The 18,934-nt window shown below is 72.1% G+C and carries 8 protein-coding genes; 6 read left to right on the forward strand and 2 right to left on the reverse strand.

All coding sequences use genetic code 11. The features are described from left to right. The first annotated feature begins 41 nt into the window (after positions 1 to 41). Together ACH4VO_RS09370 and ACH4VO_RS09375 are read left to right on the forward strand one after the other, a co-directional pair. Positions 42 to 467 (forward strand): nuclear transport factor 2 family protein, encoded by a 426-nt coding sequence (locus ACH4VO_RS09370; protein WP_360988650.1) that lies wholly within the window; start codon positions 42 to 44, stop codon positions 465 to 467. Next, on the forward strand, positions 464 to 1,303 hold the full coding sequence (locus tag ACH4VO_RS09375; protein WP_360988648.1) for an NAD(P)H-binding protein: 840 nt from the start codon (positions 464 to 466) through the stop codon (positions 1,301 to 1,303). Before ACH4VO_RS09370 ends, ACH4VO_RS09375 begins: the two co-directional genes overlap by 4 nt. 689 nt (positions 1,304 to 1,992) lie before the next feature. On the opposite strand, the gene ACH4VO_RS09380 is transcribed toward ACH4VO_RS09375, so the two are convergent. Continuing rightward, positions 1,993 to 2,472 carry a MarR family transcriptional regulator gene (locus ACH4VO_RS09380; protein WP_360988646.1) on the reverse strand — a complete coding sequence of 160 codons (480 nt, stop codon included), beginning with the start codon at positions 2,470 to 2,472 and terminating at the stop codon, positions 1,993 to 1,995. 37 nt (positions 2,473 to 2,509) lie between these two features. Next, positions 2,510 to 3,424 carry an NADP-dependent oxidoreductase gene (locus tag ACH4VO_RS09385; protein WP_360988644.1) on the reverse strand — a complete coding sequence of 305 codons (915 nt, stop codon included), beginning with the start codon at positions 3,422 to 3,424 and terminating at the stop codon, positions 2,510 to 2,512. A 904-nt stretch (positions 3,425 to 4,328) separates the two neighbouring features. Here ACH4VO_RS09385 and ACH4VO_RS09390 point away from each other — a divergent pair. From ACH4VO_RS09390 to ACH4VO_RS09405, 4 genes are all read left to right on the forward strand, one after another. Continuing rightward, positions 4,329 to 5,507 (forward strand): serine hydrolase domain-containing protein, encoded by a 1,179-nt coding sequence (locus tag ACH4VO_RS09390; protein ID WP_360988642.1) that lies wholly within the window; start codon positions 4,329 to 4,331, stop codon positions 5,505 to 5,507. Positions 5,508 to 6,584: 1,077 nt separating this feature from the next. Continuing rightward, positions 6,585 to 6,950 carry a hypothetical protein gene (locus tag ACH4VO_RS09395; RefSeq protein ID WP_360988640.1) on the forward strand — a complete coding sequence of 122 codons (366 nt, stop codon included), beginning with the start codon at positions 6,585 to 6,587 and terminating at the stop codon, positions 6,948 to 6,950. Continuing rightward, the gene (locus ACH4VO_RS09400; RefSeq protein WP_360988638.1) at positions 6,951 to 18,203 is read left to right on the forward strand and encodes a hypothetical protein; all 11,253 of its coding nucleotides are present in this window, start codon (positions 6,951 to 6,953) and stop codon (positions 18,201 to 18,203) included. It begins immediately after the preceding gene. A 404-nt stretch (positions 18,204 to 18,607) separates the two neighbouring features. After that, a complete protein-coding gene (locus ACH4VO_RS09405) occupies positions 18,608 to 18,868 on the forward strand; it encodes a hypothetical protein (protein ID WP_360988636.1) in 261 nt (86 codons plus the stop codon). Positions 18,869 to 18,934 lie beyond the last annotated feature (66 nt).

Consider the following 18,934-nt stretch of genomic DNA (forward strand, 5'->3'; position numbering starts at 1 on the left):
AGCGGACCCAGGGTCCATATTCTACGAAATCGAGGATACCCATGTCTGCACCGACTTCTCCGGCGGACCTCTACCGCCACAGCCTGCGTCTACTGCTGGACAAGGACATGTCCGCATGGGTCGCCCTGTGGGCCGAGGACGGCCTCATGGAGTTCCCCTTCGCCCCTGACAACTGGCCGAAGCGCCTGGAGGGCAGGGAAGCCGTCGCCGCGTACATGCGCCACTATCCGGATCACGTCGATCTGCACGACTTCCCCGACGTGAAGATCCACCTGACCGACGATCCGGAGACCATCGTGGTCGAGATGCGGGGCGTCGGCCGCCTGGTGGAGTCCGACCGCCCCTTCGACATGACCTACATCGCCGTCGTGAGAGTCCGGGACGGGCGCATCACGTCCTACCGCGACTACTGGAACCCGCTCGCCGTCCTCGAACCCGGCACCGACTTCACCAGGAGCAGCCGATGACGACCACCGGTACCACCTTGGTCATCGGCGCCACCGGCACCACCGGGAGCCGCACCGCGGCGCGGTTGTCAGCCGCCGGCCACCGCGTCAAGGCCGCCAGCCGTCGCGCCGTCGACGTCCCCGGCGCGGAGCCGGTCGCATTCGACTGGTACGACCCCGCCACCCACGCCGCCGCCCTCGACGGAACCGACCGCGTCTACCTGATACCGCCCGTAGGCGACGCCGACCCGGCGTCGGTCATGGTGCCCTTCCTCCGGCAGGCTCGCACGGTCGGCGTGCACCGTGCGGTTCTGCTCAGTTCCTCCGCCATCCCCGAGGGCGGCCCGGCGGTCGGCGCAGTGCACCAGGCGCTGCCCGATCTGTTCGACCAGTGGGCGGTGCTGCGGCCTTCGTGGTTCATGCAGAACTTCACCGGCTCCCACGCGCACGCCCAGAGCATCCGCGAAGAAGGCGTCGTCCGGAGCGCGACCGGGAGCGGCCGGGTCGGCTTCGTCGACGTGGAGGACATCGCGGCCGTCGCTGTCCATGCGCTGACCGACGAACCCGCCCCCAACACCGATCTCATTCTCACCGGGCCGGAGGCGCTCAGCTACGACGACATCGCCACCACCCTCACCCAGGCCACCAGCCGGCCCGTGGACCACCACCGCCTGTCCTACGAACAGATGCGCGACCATCTCGCGGCGCACGTACCGAGAGAGTTCGCCTCACTGCTGGCCGGTATGGACCGTGCCATCGCCGAGGGGGCGGAGGACCGCGTCACCGACACCGTCCAGCGCCTCACGGGTCGCCCCGCGCGCACCTTCCACGCCCTCCTCGAACGGGAGAGAGCATAGGGCGGCTCGGCATCGGCTTCGTCGCCTCCTCACCACTCGCCGCCCATCGGGCCGGCCAAGGTCAGCAGACGCACGGGGCGGGTGACTTCCTCCGCGTACGGCCGGGCCGACTCGTGGGCGACGTACGGATCACCCGGCTCCGGGCCGCACCTCTGGCCCGTCGCGTACTGAGCGACCGGCTTCGATCCGAACAGGCCGTTGTGGGCGGCGGGACGCGGAGGGAACCGGCGGCTTCGGTGGCGTGCGCGCCACCTGCGGACGGGAAGGTCCACGTGTCAGCATCCACAACGGAAGCGTCGATCAAGTGGGAGACCGCCTGAAGGTCGTTCAGCACGGCTTCCGGGTCGGCGCGCCCCAGGCTTCCGGGCCTTTCCGGCGGCGGTGATGCCGGAGCAGCGCTGGACGGACTTGTCACGAAGAGGGAGAAATCGGGGGCATCTGCTGCGTCGCGGGCGTGCGAGTCATTTCAGCAAGGCCGGTTGGGGCCCGGGCGCCCTCGCGTGGCGACGAGGGGACCGCAGAGACCGCGTGCGTGTCCGTGCGCTCCCGCCGCACTCAATACGCCGGTCATGGGCGGAGTGGAGCATGTTCTCCTGGGCCTGTGGGGAGCGAGGGCTGCTCTCGGGCACGCCCTCGCTCCCCGCAGGACCCGGCTGGGGCCGACACGTCAGCCGGCTCTCCGTGGCCACTTACTCGCCAGGTGGCTGGCGACTGTGGTCCCTGACCGCCTTCTCGATAATGCGCGCGCATGTGGTGAACGCCTGGATCTGATCAGGGGTCAGGTCGCGCACGGAAACCTGTTCCAGGGTCCGCCACATGTCGGCGATGGGCTCTTGAAGCGCCCGCCCGGCATCGGTGAGGTGGACCACCATGACCCGCCGGTCATGGGAGGCGGGCTCCCGGGTGAGCAGCCCGGCCTCCTGCATTCGGCGCAGGGACTTGGAAACGGTCGAGTGGTCGAGGCCGGCCCGCTCCAGAAGTTCCGCCTGGGTCCGGCCGTCGTGGTCGAAGAGCTGCATGAGCAGCAGCTCCTGCCCCGGGTGCAGGTTCATGGCGCGCAGCATGGCGGCGGCATGGGCGCGGTGGGTACGGGCGAGCTGGAAGATGGCGTAGCTCAACGGCCCCGCTTCCGCCGTGTGCGGAAGCTCTGACGAGGTGGGGTCTGACATGTCGGCTCCCTCATTGCACAGCACGTGGTCCGGCGGACTAGTTGACAGTGAGGACGATCTTGCCGCGGTTGTGGCCGGCGTCGCTGGCCTGCTGGGCCTTGGCCGCTTCGGCGAGGGGGTAGGTGGCGCTGATCGTGGTGACCAGGGCACCCTCGGCGGCCTGCTGGGCCAGCTCGGCGAGGCGTGCGGCGGAGCGGCGCTGGGGACCCTCGGCGAAGACGACGCCGAGCTCAGCGGCACGGAAGTCAGCGGTGGTGACGATTCGGTCCGTGCCGCCGCGCAGAGTGATGGAGTCCTCCAGCGCACCCTTGCCCGCGGCGTCGAGGACGGCGTCCACCCCATCGGGGGCGAGCGCCCGGACCCGCTCGACCAGGTTGTCGCCGTACACCAGCGCGGTGGCACCGAGGGACGTGACGTACTCCTGGTTGGCCGGGCCCGCGGTGCCGATGACGCGGGCACCACGTGCAACGGCCAGCTGGACGGCGATGGTGCCCAGCGCCCCGGATGCCCCGTGGATCAGCAGCGTCTCTCCGGAGGTGACACCGAGCAGGTCCAGGACGCGCTCGGCGCCGTCGGTCGCCACAGGCAGGGCCGCGGCGTGCGCCCAGTCCAGACCGGCGGGCTTGGGCGCGAGGACGGCAGCGGAAGCCAGGGCGTACGAGGCGTAGGAGCCGGTGTCGGACCACCCGAGCACCTCGTCCCCGGCCTTGAGGTGGTCGACGCCCTCACCGACGGCATCGACCACTCCGGCGATCTCGCCGCCGGGCACGGCGGGGAAGGTGGTGGGGAAGATGGCCTCCATACCGCCGGAGCGGATCTTGCCGTCCACCGGGTTGACGCCGACAGCCTGGACGCGCACACGGACCTGGCCGGGCCCGGGCTGCGGGGTGTCGATCTCCGCCTCGTGCAGGACCTCGGTGCCGCCGAACGTGTCGAAAACGATGGCCTTCATGACTGCTCTCCTTGAAGTGGGACGCCGCACCGACCAACTTTCGTGGCCAGCCACATAAAAGTACCACCGATTATGTGGCTGGCCAACTGATTGGGTGGGGCGGCCCTCCGAATCCTGGCCCCGGCCGACCGCGGCACGGGCCGACCCTGGCGGCCAGGCACCCCGCCGCCGACGCCCATCGACCCGGACCTGCCGAGCGCGGACATCCGCATCGGCTACGCCCGCTGCTCGACGTTCGGGCCCGAACTCGACTCCCAGTTCGACGCGCTCGCGGGGGCCCGGCATCCCGGAGGGACAAGATCTTCAGCCAGGAGATCAGCACCCGCGTCCGGGTCCGCCCCCATGTCGAGCAGGCACTGCGTACGGCGCGGGTGGTCAAGGCGTACGCCCCGTACTGCCGGGCCGTCTTCACCGTGTACGAGACGAAGCGGCTCGGCAGCGACGCCGCCGAACTCCCCGCGCTCGCCGAGCGCGAGGCGTGCCCCGAAGTTGTCGAACAGGCCCACGCCGACTTTGCCGCTCTTCAGGTCGGGGAGGTCCCCGGACCCTGTCTCGAGCTCCCTGACCGAGCGTCACTCCGATCACAGAGAGCTACTCGTCACTTCGCCGCAGCTGGGGCTCACCCACTTCGTCTGATGCCAACCCGGTCGACCGTCGGGACGCCTCGTAGACGTCGATGAGGTGGTGCGTGACCACCTGGGAGGTAAAGCGGCCTTCGCGGACGCTTCGGCGCGGGCGCGGGTGGGGCGAGCCCACACGTGACTACGCGGTGCGTCGAGAGCGGCGAACCGTACCTCGACGGTGGTGCAAGGCGTACCTCTGACTCGGTGGCCAGCCCCAATGATCTTCGCGTCGGACCCCGCCATCGTAGAGATGCCGACCCGAAAGCAGAAGGAGCCATTCGATGGACCGGAAGTTCTCACCGAAGCTGCGCAGGGGCCTGCTGGCCGTGACGGTGACAGGCCTCGCAGGTGCCCTGTTGACCAACGTGGCGCTCGCCCAGCAGCCGACGGACATCTCTTCCCGGCCGAGCAAGGAGGCCGCTCTCCAGAAGAGCCTGGACTCACTCGTCAGCCAGGAGAAGTTCCCGGCCGCCCTCGCCTACGTTAACAGGAACGGCCGAACGGCCACCCTGGTCGCAGGATCGTCCCGACTGGGCAGGCACGTCCCGGTCCCGCGCGACGGACAGGTCCGCGCCGGCAGCAACACAAAGACGTTCACCGCGATCGTCGTCCTGCAACTGGTCGCCGAAGGCAGAGTCCGACTGGACGAGTCGGTGGAGACGTACCTCCCCGGCGTGGTACGCGGCGAAGGCATCGACGGCCGCCGGATCACCGTCCGCCAACTGCTCCAGCACACCAGCGGGCTGCCCAACTACACCGAACACATCGGCCTGGAGAACTTCGCCAGGGTTCAGAACAAGTTCTTCCACCCTCACGACCTCCTCGAAGCGGCCTTCTCCCACCCTGCGAAGTTCCCTCCGGGGAGCAAGTGGGAGTACAGCAACACCAATTACCTCCTGGCGGGCCTGCTGATCGAGCGGGTGACAGAGCGCCCCGTCCAGGAAGAGATAACACGACGTGTGATCAGGAAGGCAGGCCTGCGCCACACCTACTGGCCCCAGCCCGGTGAGCGCACCATCCGCGAGCCGCACCCGCACGGGTACGCGCTCAGCAGCGCGGATAGCGGCAGGGTCATCGACGCGACGACCATGGACCCGTCCTGGGGCGGGGCCGCCGGGCAGATGGTCTCGACCCCGAGCGACCTCGCGAAGTTCGACCGCGCCCTGCTCGACGGCGAACTGGTCCCCCCTCTGCAACTGGCAGAGATGCGCAAGACGGTGGACGCACCGATCCTGCCCGGCTGGAGGTACGGACTCGGCGTGTTCAGCGTCCCGCTGAGCTGCGGAGGCGTCTACTGGGGGCACGGCGGAGACATCGACGGGTTCGAGACCCGCGGGGGCGCCACCGACGACGGCCGCTCCGTCGGCATCGCGGTGACAGCGCTCCCGGGCACGTTCGGGGACGCGGAGAAGGCGGCACTGGCCGTCATGTCGGCCACCGACACCGCGTTCTGCGCGTGACGCCGGCGTTCTGCCCGGCGAGGACGCCATGCCGCAGGCCCGCATGAAGAAGCCCTGACCCACGACGGGTGCCCACGCCCCCTTCCACGACCTCGGCGACCTCGACGACCTCGCCGAGGAGGTGTGTACGCTCGCCCACCTCGGCGACGTCCACCTGGCGCTCGGCCGGCCCGCCGGGGTCCATGGCTTCGAACGGCCGCTCTCTGCGCGTGCGGCGCCGCGTGGAAGAGGTCAGCCGCCTCGAGGACGCGCCGGCTACGACGACCGGCTGACCTCCCTCACCTGCTTCCGCTCGCCGGCGCTCTCCGGCACTGATCCCGGGTCGAGGACCGCGTCCGACTGTCGTGGAGCCCCCGGGCTCGAACGCTCCGGCCTCCTGCCGGGCGCGTGCCCGTCGCGACCATGGACCGGCCGGAGAACGCCGGTTCATGGTCGACCCGATCGGTGCCGGCGCGCGGGCGGCGGGTGTCCCGCGGGAAACCGCGTGCACGGGGTGGGGCATACAGGGGTGCGAGGCAAGCATGGACCAGGAGTGGTGAACAACGGGACAACGATCCGGGGCGCGCCCATGAATCCTGGCGGAGGGTCGGCCTGCACGCCCCCCGGAAGGCCCCCGGCGGGGGGCTTGCGTGCTTACGATCCGTTTCACCCGCACCTCGGGCAGCGATGTCTGTCCGGGCGTATACGGCTCCCGGAGGAGAGAGGGCCCATGACCGTCAGACAGAAGGCCGGACCGTACCGCCTGACCGTCCGTGCTCCCGCACGGGCCGTGGATCTCACCGTCCGCTGTCTGCACGCCCACGGCCGGTCCGGCGCCGGTACGGGAGCAGGCCGTCCGGGGGACGCACAAGGGCGGGTACTCCCGGTGGGATTCCCCCGTGTGCGTGGGTCCTCCGGGGCGCCGCACCGACCCGGTGGCGGGGTCCCGGCGTCCGGCGGGTGCGCCGTCGGCAGTGGGCGCTTCTCCGGAACCGCGTCCGCCGGTGCGGGAAGTGGTGACCGCCTGCGTGAGAAGGGCCACGGCACACCCGGCGGCGGGCGGCCCGGGGCTCCGGTGTCCCGGAAGAGGGGCCGGACATGAGCGGGGTCTACGAGGCGGATCCGAGCGGTCTGCGGCGCAGCATCGAGGAGATGAAGAGCCTGCCCGCTCTGGCGAAGCGGATGGTCCAGGACTTCCGGCACCAGGAGAGCGCCTACACGCCGTGGCCCGGCTGGACGGACGACTTCGCTCGCCAGGCCCGTCCGCAGTACCAGCGGAACAACACGTACTGCGCGGACATCGTCCAGGGGCTGTACGAGGCCCTGGACGCGCTGGTCTCGGCGACGCTCACCAACCTCGAGAACATCGAGAGCACCCGCACCGACGCCACCGACCGGATCGAGGCCCACGGGAGAAGGACGCACGAACGCCCCCAGGACGCTGGCGGGCAGGGGAAGCACTGAGTGCGGGAGATCGATTTTCCTGAGGACGTCAGGAAGATGCTCTGGGTCCTGCTCGGTGAAATGCCGGTGCAGGCCAGGGAGAACCTGGCCTGGGACAGCCGTGAGCTCTACCTCGACCTGGCGAAACGCGTACTCGAACTGCGCGACGCCGTGAAGCAGTCCGTACACAACGCCGGCCGCGCGCTTCCGCAGGACGTCGCACGCGGCTACACCCAGGGGCTGTCCCTGCTGACGAACGACGGAGGGACCGACCGGCTCCAGGGATTCATCAACCAGCTGGACGACATGGCGCGCGGCCAGATCGACTACTCGATGAAGATCCAGGAATCGAAGTGGGAGATCATCGCCGAGGTCGTCATGCTCCTGATCGAGCTGGCCCTGCTGGCCGCCTTGGCGTTCTTCACCGGCGGTACGTCCATCTCCCAGATGGCGCTGGCCCGGGCCCGCAGTCGGCTGGCCCTGCTGATGATCATCGACCGGCTGCTGCGGATGACCCATCTCGCGCCCGCGCTCAGCGAGGCCTTCGCCGAGGCGATCCAGACGCTGGCGGTCAAGCTCGCCCAGATCGCGATCAACCCGCCGGGGCGCAGACCGTCGGGCATCGACTGGGGCGATGTCGGAAAGGCGGCGGCGTTCGGTGCACTCGGGGGTGTCTTCGAGAGCGTCCTGGGACGCGCCTCGAACACATTCAAGAACTGGTTCAGGAACGGTGGTCACCACGTCGACCATCTGAACATCGACATCCCGAAGTGGAATCCGGTTGTCTCCAAGGGACTCAACGACGTCTACGACGTCCCCGCGGCCTTCGTCGTCTCAGGTCTCGGTGAGAGCCTTGCGGAGGTGCTGGTCACCGGAGCCTTCGACGGTACGTGGGAGTTCAAGTGGGAGACCTTCGTCGGGTCCGGCACCAGCGGGGTGTTCGGCATGTACGCGGAGTCCGCGGCGGGCGGAGCGGCACTCCGGCTGAACAACAAGTTCTTCGCCCCGGCGGTGGCTCCCGACGGGCTCAACGAGCCGCCGCGAACGGGCGGTACAGCTGGCGGAGGTGCGCCAGGGGTGCGTACGGTGCCGCCGTCCTCCGGGCCCGGAGCGGGGCCCGGTAACGTCATGGGGAGCATGCCCCTGAGCACGGTGTCCACGGCCACCGTGCCCGTTCCGGCCCCGATGCCCTCACCGGTTGCGCCGCCCGCCTTTCTGCCTCCGGCGGTCACACCACCGTCGGTCCCGGCCGGGCCCCCCACGACGTCCACGCCGCCCATGGTCGCCACGGCGTCCACGCCGCCCACGGCATCCGCGACGACGGCCACTCCCCCGTCGGCGTATCCGCGGACGGCCCACGGGCCCGGCCCGGTCCCCGCTGCGCCCCCCGCCCCGGTCCCGGCGGTCGGTACCCCGGGAGGAACGCGGGACACGACTTTGTTCGGGAGCCGTGTGCCGGGGTTGGAGTCGGATTCCGGGGCTGCTTCACAGCCTGCCGGGCTGCCGCCCCTCGCGCCGGACTCCCCGGATCCGGCTACAGGGATGGCGCGGCGCTCCGGGGTGCATGCGCCCGCTCCGCCGTCGGTGGGCACGGACGTGCCCCCGGCCTCGGAGGCGACACGGCCGCCGGCTGCCGGGCGGGGTGCGGCAGTTGGGGGCCCGGGGTGGTCGGCCGCGGTGGGAGAGCCGAGCGACGAGGGCGCCGACGCCGTGTCCGGCAGGGAGCCGTCGTGGCAGGCGACCACCGTGCCGCATACGGTGGCGCCGTCCTCGTCCGTCGTTTCCCCGGCCTCTTCTGCTCCGCCCCCGTGGAGAGCACCGAGCGTGGATCGAACGGGCCCGGCCGATGGGCCAGGTCAGGAGTCCCCTGCCGATTCCGGAACCGCCCGCTTCGAGACCCCCGGCACCGGTACCACCGCCTCCGACGACACCGTCGGCACCGGGGTCTCCGCCCCGGCGAGCAAAGGTGTCCCGTCGGCGGCGTACGAACCTGACCTCGCGCCGCCGCACGCCCCGGCCGTACTCCCGGAAGCCGCCCCGCCCATGGCACCACCGTCGCCGGTCTCCACCTCGTCGGCGGCGGGCACGCCGGGCCTGCCCTCCCCCGTGTCCACCTCGTCCACGGCCCCGTCGTCCGCCGCCACCCCCGTCTCCGGCCCGGGCGCGCCCGCACCTACACCGCCCTCACCCGCACCGTCGTCGCCGGACAGCCGGTCCGCCGAGCAGTCCGCCGGGCAGCAGGAAACACCGAATCCCGGGGCGCCGGACGGTCCGAAGGTGGCCCGCGCGGGCGGGACGGGCGGGCCCGTGACCCCGGGGTCACCCGCCTGGGAGGCGGCGCGTGCGGGGGCGGTGCCGGAGACGCGCTCGTCCACCTGGGTCGATCCGCTGTCGGCACCTCCCGACCCGCAACGGCCGGGTCGTACGACCCAGTTCGTGGTGCAGTCGAAGTTCGACGTCCGGCGTTTCGAAGCAGGCGGTGAGCTCGTCACCGACCTGACGGTCCAGGTCGGCGTCGGCGCTTCCGGCCGGCTGCCGCAGGGCGTATGGGAGAAGGTCCTCACCGGAGTCGAGGCCGTGTTCAACGCCCCCGGTCACCGGCTGCCGAACGGAGACCTGCTGCACGTGAGCGTGGAGCAGGTCGAGAGCGATCCGCACCCCCACGGTCTCAACGTCCGCTTCATCGGCCGCGGCCGGCAGATGACGCGGTCCGCGTGGTGGGCGGACGGGGACGCCGTCGACTACGTGCACGAGATCGCGCACATGCTCGGGCTGCGCGACGAGTCCCGGCACGCGGTCGCACCCCACCGCCCCGACGTCGGGGGAAGCCTTCTGGGTGACTACCGTCGTCCCGCGCCCGAAGGGCTCGCCCAGGGCGGCCTGCGCGGGCGCCACCTGGACCTGATCGCAGCGCACATAGGGGACCCACCCGCTGTCCGCCCCACGACCACCGGTTCCACCCCCTCGACGCCGGCCCCCACCGCACCAACCACCGCGGCCCCGGCCCCGGTCCCTGCCTACGCCGACTCCCCCGCGGCGCTCGCTCCGGCCGTCTCCGGTGCCCCGTCCACCGTGCGGCCGGCCACGGCCGGTGCGGAGCCGTACGCCCCCGTCCTGCCCGGCATCAGGCCTCCGGTCCTGGACCGGGACATGCCCCGGCCGCTCGGCGGGCGGCGGGAGCCGGTCGACTTCGGCAACGGCACCCGGATGCCCGCCTACATCGACGACGTCGCGGAACTCCTCGCGGACGTGGCGCCCGAGGTCCCGCTCCCGCTGGTCCTGGGGGGCATGACCTTCGGGCACAGCGACGTCGTCCTGCGCGGCAAGCAGCAGGCACTGGCAGAGATCGGCCGGGTGCTGTCCCAGGAGGGGGACACCGTGCGTCCGGCACGGTCGAGGAAGGGCCGCCCGGCCGGATCCGCACTGCTGGACGACGTCACGTACGCGTTCACGCACGAGCCCAAGACGCTGGCCGGGGACGGGCGTGTCTTCCCCTACACGGCTGAGGACGGCAGTGTGCGCAAGCTGGCGCTCACCGTGCGCCACTACGGGGAGTGGGAGCAGTTCACCGATACGTACGGCAGTCCGGTGAAGGTGGACGGGATGCACCGGTCGGCCGGGACAGCGGGGCAGAGCAAGACCATGCAGTCGGTGACCCAGCTGGCGCTGGGCGGGCCCGTCGGACCGGTGGGAGCGGTGGCCTTCAGCGGCTTCGGACGGATAGGTCTGCGACTCGGCTGGACCGACCGGGTGGCGTACGGGCAGACCGAGCAGGGCACGACCCAGACGGAGACCCGCTCGCTGGACGGCTCCCGGGTCTACCTGGACCACGTGTACTACGAGCTGCGGGTGACCGACGCGCAGGGCCGGACCGTGACCGGCACCGGCACCGGGCCCGCCGTCTTCGGGTTCGCGATACGGGACGGGCTGTCCGTGCGGCTGCCGGACAGTGTGACGAGCACGAAGGCCGCCCCCGGGCGGATCCCCCGCTCCCTGGAGCTCGACCGGCAATCGTCCTACCGGCTGGTCCGGACGGAGGGGTTCGGGCCCGTCTCACGGATGCGGGACTGGGCCGCGGCGGAGATCGGAGTGGCGCCGGGCAGCACCGCCTACGGCGAACTGAACTCCTTCTTCTCCTCGTTGAGCTTCCAGCGGCAGAGTCCGGCCCTGTCCAGGGGCCGCGTGACCACCGTCCCGCTGTTCGCCGACGACAAGGCCCGGACACCTCTGGGTGTCTTCGTCGTCGACGTCGTGCCGGGGCGGGCGACGCTGATCACCGAGACGGCCGACGCCGAGATGCGCGACATCAACACCCTGACGGTGCGCAACGAGCGCAGTCTCCAGAAGACGGCGGCGATCGGCATCGACGGGGTCGCGGGCCCGGCCTTCAACTTCTTCGACCTGGCGGACGGCGCCCTGAACCTCCGGCTCCAGTTCGGCGGGGCGTTCCGCTATCTCTTCTCCGTGTCGCGCACCGCGGGACTCGGCGGCTCGGGGGCGGTCAAGTCGGCCGGCCAGGTCAAGGGCGATCCCACGGGTCTGTATCTGGTGCGCAAGACGGTTCACGTCCAGCTCAGCGGCAGCACCGGCCGGGCCGAGCAGTTCCACACCTGGAGCGTCGACCGGATGACGCGTACGGAGGCGCGGCGGCTGGCCGGGTGGGACGACGGGCTGCGCAGGGCACTGCGGGCGGGGGTGCCCGAGCCGTTCGCCCCCGCGTACCTGACCCGGGACCGGCCGCCCACCCTGGGCATGCACCGGGTCGAGGAGTTCACCTTCGCCGACGGGACGAGGACGGGCGGGCCGGGCCCGGCGGGGCAGCCGCGCACCCTTCTGGACACCTTCGCCGATGAGGTGCTGACGGCGCTCGCGGGGGCCTATCCCGGGCTCGTCGCCCGGCTCGACCAGTTGGCGCCGCCGGAGCGCAGGACGTGGCGGGAGCGGACGGCGGCCCTGCTGGACCCGTCCGGTCCGCCCGCCGGTGGGCGTCCGGTGCCCTCGCAGTGGCGCAGCGACGACGAGTACCGCACGGCACTGGCCAACACGCTCGAGGTGCTCGGCGCGCTGTCGCACCGGAGCATGGCGGGGAATCTGGAGGCGCTGACCACGACCGGGGTCCGGGTCCGTTTCGAGGAACCGGGCCGGATCGGGCAGGGCCACCGCTACATATGGCTGCGCGGGGAGCTGACCAATCGTCGTTTCGCCGGTGTCCAGGACGACTTCAAGCTGCGCTACAGCTCGGTCGGTGTGGAGCGGGTGGACGGTCAGAAGGGTGCCAAGCGCCTCGGGGAGGTGGGGGCCGAGGGGCTGATCGCGTTCCGTGACCCGATGGCGGACGACATCGGTGCCCCGCACAATGCGGGCGGGCCGAGCGCGGGGGTGCGCGCGGGGTGGCAGTCCGACGAGGAGACCGGCTTCGGTGCGACGGCCACGCACGAGCCGATGGCGGTGAGCGCCGGACCCTCGCACCTGTACCGCTACGACCTTTCGCTCACCGTGGACCGCGGCGGGTACTGGCGCTTCCGCGGCCTGTTGCGCGGGGCCGCGACGCTGGGCCTGCTGGGGACCCAGCCGTTCGTCTTCCGGCAGCCGCGGGACCTGCTCATCGGAACCACGTCCGGTGGACGTGCGGTCGGTGGCGGACCCCGGAGGGGGCAGGTGCTCATCAGCATCCCTGGTTCGCACGCCCCCGCCGTGGACCCGCACAGCCGGGGGACGGCCGACCCGTACGCGGCCGTCGACGCGCAGCCGGTGCGTGTCCTGCGGCCCGAGCGGGCGCGGGCGCTGGCACTGGGCGATCTGTCCCGGCCCGGCAGTCTGGTGCGTGCCGCCGACCTGGTGGGCGAAGCGGGCCCGGTCACACCGGACGGCCGGGGGTCGCGGATGTTCCGGGAGCTGCAGAACCATCCGTTCCTGACCGTCGGTGTGGTGCCCTCGCCCGCACTCCTCACCGCGCTGGGGCAGGTCATGGCCGCCGGGTCGGGCGGGGCGTGGCAGTTGACCGAGGAGGGGGCGCCCACCCGTGAAGCCGTGCTCCGGGCCTTCCAGGCCCAGTATCTGACGGCCAACTTCGACCAGAGTTCCGGGCCGCTGGGCTGGAGTGCGTCGGGGCTGATGGGCAAGGGCCCCTACGCCACGCTCTGGGCGACCTTCCGGCACCTGACGGCGGTGGACGGCATCCGGGCGCTGACCGGAGCGGTGCCGATGGACACGGAGATGGTGCTCGGCGCCAGCGGCCAGTCGGCGGGGAAGCTCACCAAGGCCCGTACCTTCTTCACCGGCGGGCAGCTGGTCTACGCCCGCGCCCACGCGGCCGGACCCGGGCTGCTGGGCACGTACGGTCTGGTCGCGAGCCCCTGGTCGAGGACCGACCAGAGGAGCAGGACGGTCACCCGCTCCTTCGTCCACGACATGAACCGCAAGGGGTTCGGCCACCAGGTGCTCGTGTCGGGTACCGCCGAGCACTGGCTGGCGCTGGCGTCCAGCCTGCTGGGCTCCGCGGCCGTGGGCCGGCCGCTCGTGCCCGACTGGCTGGCTTCGGCGGCCGGGCGGATGACGAGCGTGCCCGGCGGCTGGCTGGCCCACGTGCCGGAGAAGAGTGCGCACCTGGTGGGGCTGATCGACGACGGCATGGGTGAGGTGCCGCGTTACACCCGTGAGCGCTGGTCCCCGCAGCCGTGGCTCGGGGACAACAACTTCGGTACGTACGCCGTCAACGCGCTCGACCCGTCGGCGGTGCTGGCCGCGTTCGAACGGCGGGTGGCCACGCTCGGTCTCGACGACGCGGGCCGGGAACGCGTACGCACCCTGGTCTCGTCCCGGGTCATGCGTGCCCTGGACAAGGAGATGACGGGCGGCGGTGCGTCGGTCCCGGCCCGTACCGGGGCGTGGGGGTGGCACAGCGTCCGCCTGGGGAAGCGGCAGGTCCGCATCAGGGTCCAGCTGGTGCCAGGCCGCGCCGAGTTCACGATGCTGGACCACAGTGTGGAGATGGAGGAGAACCGGCGGGCGATCGAGACCGTCACCGAGGGCGCTGAGACGACGAAGGGCGCCGACTTCGGCTACCTCGTCGGGGAGGCGGTCCACACGGAGAACGCCACGGCGGTGGCCGCGGGCCCCACCTTCACGGAGACCGGATCCGGCCGGAAATCCAGCGGCGAGAGCCGCAGCGCATCGACCCTGACCGTGTTCCGGGTGGCCTCGACGGAACCGTACGCGGAGATCGCGACTCCCTACACCCTGCGGATCACGCTGGAGGCCGACGATCCGCCCTCCGGGCAACGAGGCCCGGTGCGTGCCGGGTTCGACCGGTTCCGCGGGAAGCAGGTTCTCACCGAGGAGGGCCCCGCCGGTACGCTGCGCGAGCACGTCCCGATGAGTCTGATGGCCCCCGAGACCGGTCCGGGCGACGGGCTGCTGGAGGCGCCCGGACTGACGGGACTCGCCGCCCCCCGCCAGGACCTCTCGCCGTACGTGTTGGGGCCCGACACTCCGCACGGGGACGGCTCGCCGAGACCGTTCCGATTCCCCGAGACCGGCTTCGACGTGCGCCGTATCGTCGGTCTCGCCGACATCCAGGTCGCGAACACCTACGCGCTCGCCCTCTCCTACGACGCGGGGTTCTCCATGGACGGGCCCGACTCACCGCGCCGGGCCAGGGACACCGGGTTGACCCGGCTGGGCACCGGTTCGGCCCAGGCGCTGGAGGACGCGACCGGCAACGCCGCCCTGACGGCGTACTACCACCGGGCGACGACCCCGCAGGGTTACGGCGTACCGGGGCTGAGCGAGAAGAACATCGCCGGCGACGAGCGGGCTCAGCTCGACCTGTACGCCAAACCCGACTTCAGCCGTGCCCGGCTGCTGACCGTCGCGGACGGCAAGAAGATGGAGGTGCTCCGGCGGACCGGGGTCGGTGCCGCGGCATCTGTGGGCCGGGAGAACACCCAGGACTCCGCGCTCGGGGCGGGCGTGCTCATCAGCTCCGACAAGACGGGCCTCCACCAGCTGGGCGGGTCGGGCACGGGGCCGTACGCCGCCGAAGGTGAGGCGCTGCCCACCTCGGCGGACCAGTTGACCTCCATCAACACCAAGCCCAAGACGGGGCGGGTGTTCCTGTTCGCCGTCCCCACCTCCTGGCTGAGCGTCGCCGACGTACGGCGGGGTATCAAGGACACCCGGCTCGGCCGCTTCGTCGGGGGGACCTTCGGCCATGTGCGGCCCGGGCCGAAGGCCGTGAGCTCCCAGGCGTACGCCCTGGCCTGGGTCAGGGACGACGTCGCCAGGGAACTCGGGCTGATCGACGACACGAACTTCCCCGCCCGGGTGGCAACCGCGTGGGACGCAGTCACCGCCGCGAGCAAGGCGTGGGTCGACGCCGACAAGGCGTACTGGAAGAAACGGCGCCCGGCGATCGGCCTCAAGGAGGAGCGGAACGCCGCGCACCTCGCCCTCGCGGACGCGCTGGCATCCGCCGAAGGGGACCGCCGGCGTCTGGAGGCAGCCGTCCGGGCCGCCCGAGCGCCCCGCGACGCCCTGGCCGCGGCGACAGCCCGCCGGGACGAGGTGCGCGAGCAGGTCGGAGCGGCACGGACCGACCTCGCGGCGGCTGTGGAGTCCGCCGGTGAGGTCGCTCACGACGGCTGGGCGGAGCTGCTGCGTGAGCAGATCGCCGAGGCCCGCAGGTCGCTTGCCACGGCCGAGGAACTCCTGCGGTCCGTCGAAGCCAGGGCCGCCGTCCTGCGGGGGCCCGCGGAGGAGGCGGACCGCGAGGTGACCAGGGCGGAGGAGGCGGTGGCCGCAGCGGCACGCCGGGTCGCGGCAGCCACCGGCCGACGCGATGCCGCCGTCAGCGCCTTCGACAACCGGCGCGCTCTGCTCGACGCGTTGAGGACGACGGCGGAGACCGCGGCAGCCGAGTACCACCGGGTGCGTGCGGCGACCGACCAGCTCACCCGCTGGCACCAGGAGGCGGCGACCGCCGAGGGCCTGGCCCGTCTCGCGGGACGGCCGGAGCCCCCAGCCGTGAGCTACCGGAAGCCTGCCGCGGCTCCTCCGCCGACCGGGCTGCGGGCCGCACCCCGGCCGGCGGTGTACACCAGGACCGGCACCGGTGACGGCGCCCGGCTGATCTCGCCCGACCACGTCACGTACGCGTTGCACGACGTGCCCCAGGACGGGGACGCCTTCCTCCACGCGCTCGTGGACGGGCTGAGCAGGAGCGCGCCGCATCTGCTCACCGACCTGGGGGTGGACATCACGGACCGGCGGGCAGCGGTGGACACGACGCGGCGGGCGCTCGCCGCCCGGCTCACGGACCCGTCGGACGCGGACCTGCTCGACTCCGTCGCCCCGGACGAGACCGACACGTTCAGCGACGCCGAAGCAACCGGGGCGGGGCTGCGCGGGTCCGGACCGCTGGGCGAAGGCACCCCCGGCGGACGCGAGTTCGACGGCCTGGGCGGCCTGATGCCGCACTCCGTGACCCCGGGCCCCGAGGCCCGGGCCGCGCTGGCCGTCGCCCAGCTGATGCGCCCGGGGAACGCGCAGGGCGAGGCGGGCTGGGACCACGGTGCCGCGGACCTGCTGCCGGTGCTGGCCGCCCGGACGTTCGGGGTCGACATCACGGTCGTGGACGACCAGGGGCGCTTCCAGGACTTCCGTCCGCTCCCGCCGGACCCCACAGGGCACCTGACACACTCGCTGGACGTACCGCCCCGTCGCCCGGGACCGCGTGTGGTGCTCAGCCTGACCGGCCGCCACTACCGGCTCGCGGTACCCGAGGCGACAGTGGTTCGGGGGACGGACACGTGGGGCGGGACTGAGACGAAGACGCCCCCGGACGGGCCGGTCGGCACGACGGATCCGACCGCCGATGCGGCCGGACCCGCGGCCGGGCCGGTAGAACCGGCCAGGGAGGTGGCGGCACCGGCCGACGGCTGGGTAGAGCCGCCGCGTGCGGTGACCGAACCGACCGACACCACGGCCGAACCGAGCGGCGGCGGTACGGTCGGGCCGACCGAGGAGACGGACGAGACGGCCGAACCGGCCGGTGAGGTCGCCGCGCCGGCCGGGGCCGCCCCGAAGCCGGCCGGCGAGGTGGCCGAACCGACGGGTGGGGCGGTCGGGTCCGGTTTCGGTGGGCCGACCATGGGGCCCCGGACCGACGGGCCGGTACGCGGCCCCGGAACCGGTGAGCCGGATCCGGAGACGGAGACGGACACGGACACGGAACGGGCCTCTCCCCTTCTGCCGTCCCCGCCCGCTCCGCGTCCGTCCGACGCGGCACGAGGCCGGCCGGTGCAGGTTCCGGGCACCGGGGAGTGCCTCCTCTTCTCGTTCATGGCGAGCGACCCCGCGTACATACGCAGCCGGCTGCCCGGCCTCGCGCGGTCCCACCCCGACGCGTACGCCTGGCTCGGCGACCCGGGCACCGTACGCGCGGACCTGAGCGGCCGCGCGGTGGTCAGGTCCACGACCACGCACTACCCCGGCGGCCCGGAGACCGCCGTCGCCACCGCCATGCGCGAAGCCGTCGCCACCTACCTGACGGCGAGCGAGGGCCGCCTGCCCCACTCCGTCGTCGGGCAGCTGCGCCTGTCGACGGTGACGGAGTTCGGGGACCGGATCGCGCGACTGCACCGGGCCGGGCTCGTCTCACTGCTCGCGCACCACGGCGTGGACGCCGAGACGCTGGTCGACCGGTCAGTGGCAGGTCTGCGAGGGGAACTGGCGGCCGTGTACCCGACGAGTACGGCCCCCTTGGACACCGCGGAGAGACACGCGGTCCTGGACGCCGTGTCCCACTGGGAGGACCGCTACCTCGACGACGTCGGCGAAGTCTTCCTGCCCCTGCTCGCCCACGCCTTCGAAGCCAGGGTTGAGGTGGCGTACGACGGCCGCCTGGCCGACACCCGCAGCGTGCGCCCCAGCGGCGCCTCCCAAGTGATCGAGATCCACTACAACGGCAGGGACCACTACGACGCCAGCAGCGCGGACCCGGCCGTCCCCGCGTACGGCGACGGCGAAACCGCCGGCACCTCCATCCCGTCCGGGGCCCCGGTTCCCCCGCCTGTGACACCGGTGGAGGGGATGGTCACGCTCTCGGAACTCGACGCCGTCGGAGTGACACTCTCCCTGACGCAAGCCACGCACGCGGCCCTGCTCGGTGACAAACTCCCCGTCGGGGAAGTCGTCCTGACCCCCGAGCAACACCGCCTCCTGCAGGCACATCGGCGCACCCCCCACACACGCACGGGGCAGTCCCCGGACTGACCGGAAGCACCGGCACGTTGCGTGGCACCTCAAGCCGCACGCCATAGCGTCGCACCTGTTCAGCGGGTCGCTCGAACCGTACTCTCCAGGGCCGTGTCCCGGGAGGAGCGGCGGCCGAGGGGCGGGGGCGGAACGATGAGGTCCAGCCCGTACCGTCCACTGCGTCTGCGCGCCGAGAGGGCGTTACGTGTGGCTTTCACAGGGAGCCGGCCCACGAGCTCGGGCCGGCGTTCCGATGAGGTGTAGGGGGATGAGGGAAGAACACGCATCCGACCGTCGGGAGGCGTACCCCTCTCGAGGGGCCCGTCCGGCCCGGGGCTGCCGGCCGGCGAGCCGAAAGCGTGCGCAGGCCGCCCTGCGGGCCGGCTGCGTGTCCTTTGCGAGAGGGGCACGTTGTACCGCTCATGAACGTATGGCGAACCCTCACCGCGACAGCGGCCGGAACCTTCCTCCTTGCCTCGGCCCCTGCCGCTCAAGCCGACGATCTGGCGCCGGTGCTGACGGGCACCGCTCTGACGGCCGCAGATGCCGGCACACGGACCGGTACAGCCGTCGACGGAGTGGCACAGCAGACCGGCCTCGCACGGACGGCATCCGCCGCCATGGAGGTGGTGGAGGCCGGGGCGGACGGAGTCAGCGCGCGGGATCACTCTGTCAGCAGCTGACGGTTGGCGCCGTCAGGATCGGCGGCGGCAGGCATCCCGACCGTTCTCGCCTCTTCGTGGCACGCG

Origin of the sequence: Streptomyces sp. NPDC020780 (assembly GCF_044334475.1) — a bacterium.
Lineage (GTDB): Bacteria > Actinomycetota > Actinomycetes > Streptomycetales > Streptomycetaceae > Streptomyces.

Excerpts from the sequence above, each read along its gene's own strand:
- ACH4VO_RS09370 (WP_360988650.1), top strand. The coding sequence starts at position 42 with ATGTCTGCACCGACTTCTCCGGCGGACCTCTACCGCCACAGCCTGCGT.
- ACH4VO_RS09375 (WP_360988648.1), top strand. The coding sequence starts at position 464 with ATGACGACCACCGGTACCACCTTGGTCATCGGCGCCACCGGCACCACC.
- ACH4VO_RS09380 (WP_360988646.1), bottom strand. The coding sequence starts at position 2,472 with ATGTCAGACCCCACCTCGTCAGAGCTTCCGCACACGGCGGAAGCGGGG.
- ACH4VO_RS09385 (WP_360988644.1), bottom strand. The coding sequence starts at position 3,424 with ATGAAGGCCATCGTTTTCGACACGTTCGGCGGCACCGAGGTCCTGCAC.
- ACH4VO_RS09390 (WP_360988642.1), top strand. The coding sequence starts at position 4,329 with ATGGACCGGAAGTTCTCACCGAAGCTGCGCAGGGGCCTGCTGGCCGTG.
- ACH4VO_RS09395 (WP_360988640.1), top strand. The coding sequence starts at position 6,585 with ATGAGCGGGGTCTACGAGGCGGATCCGAGCGGTCTGCGGCGCAGCATC.
- ACH4VO_RS09405 (WP_360988636.1), top strand. The coding sequence starts at position 18,608 with ATGAACGTATGGCGAACCCTCACCGCGACAGCGGCCGGAACCTTCCTC.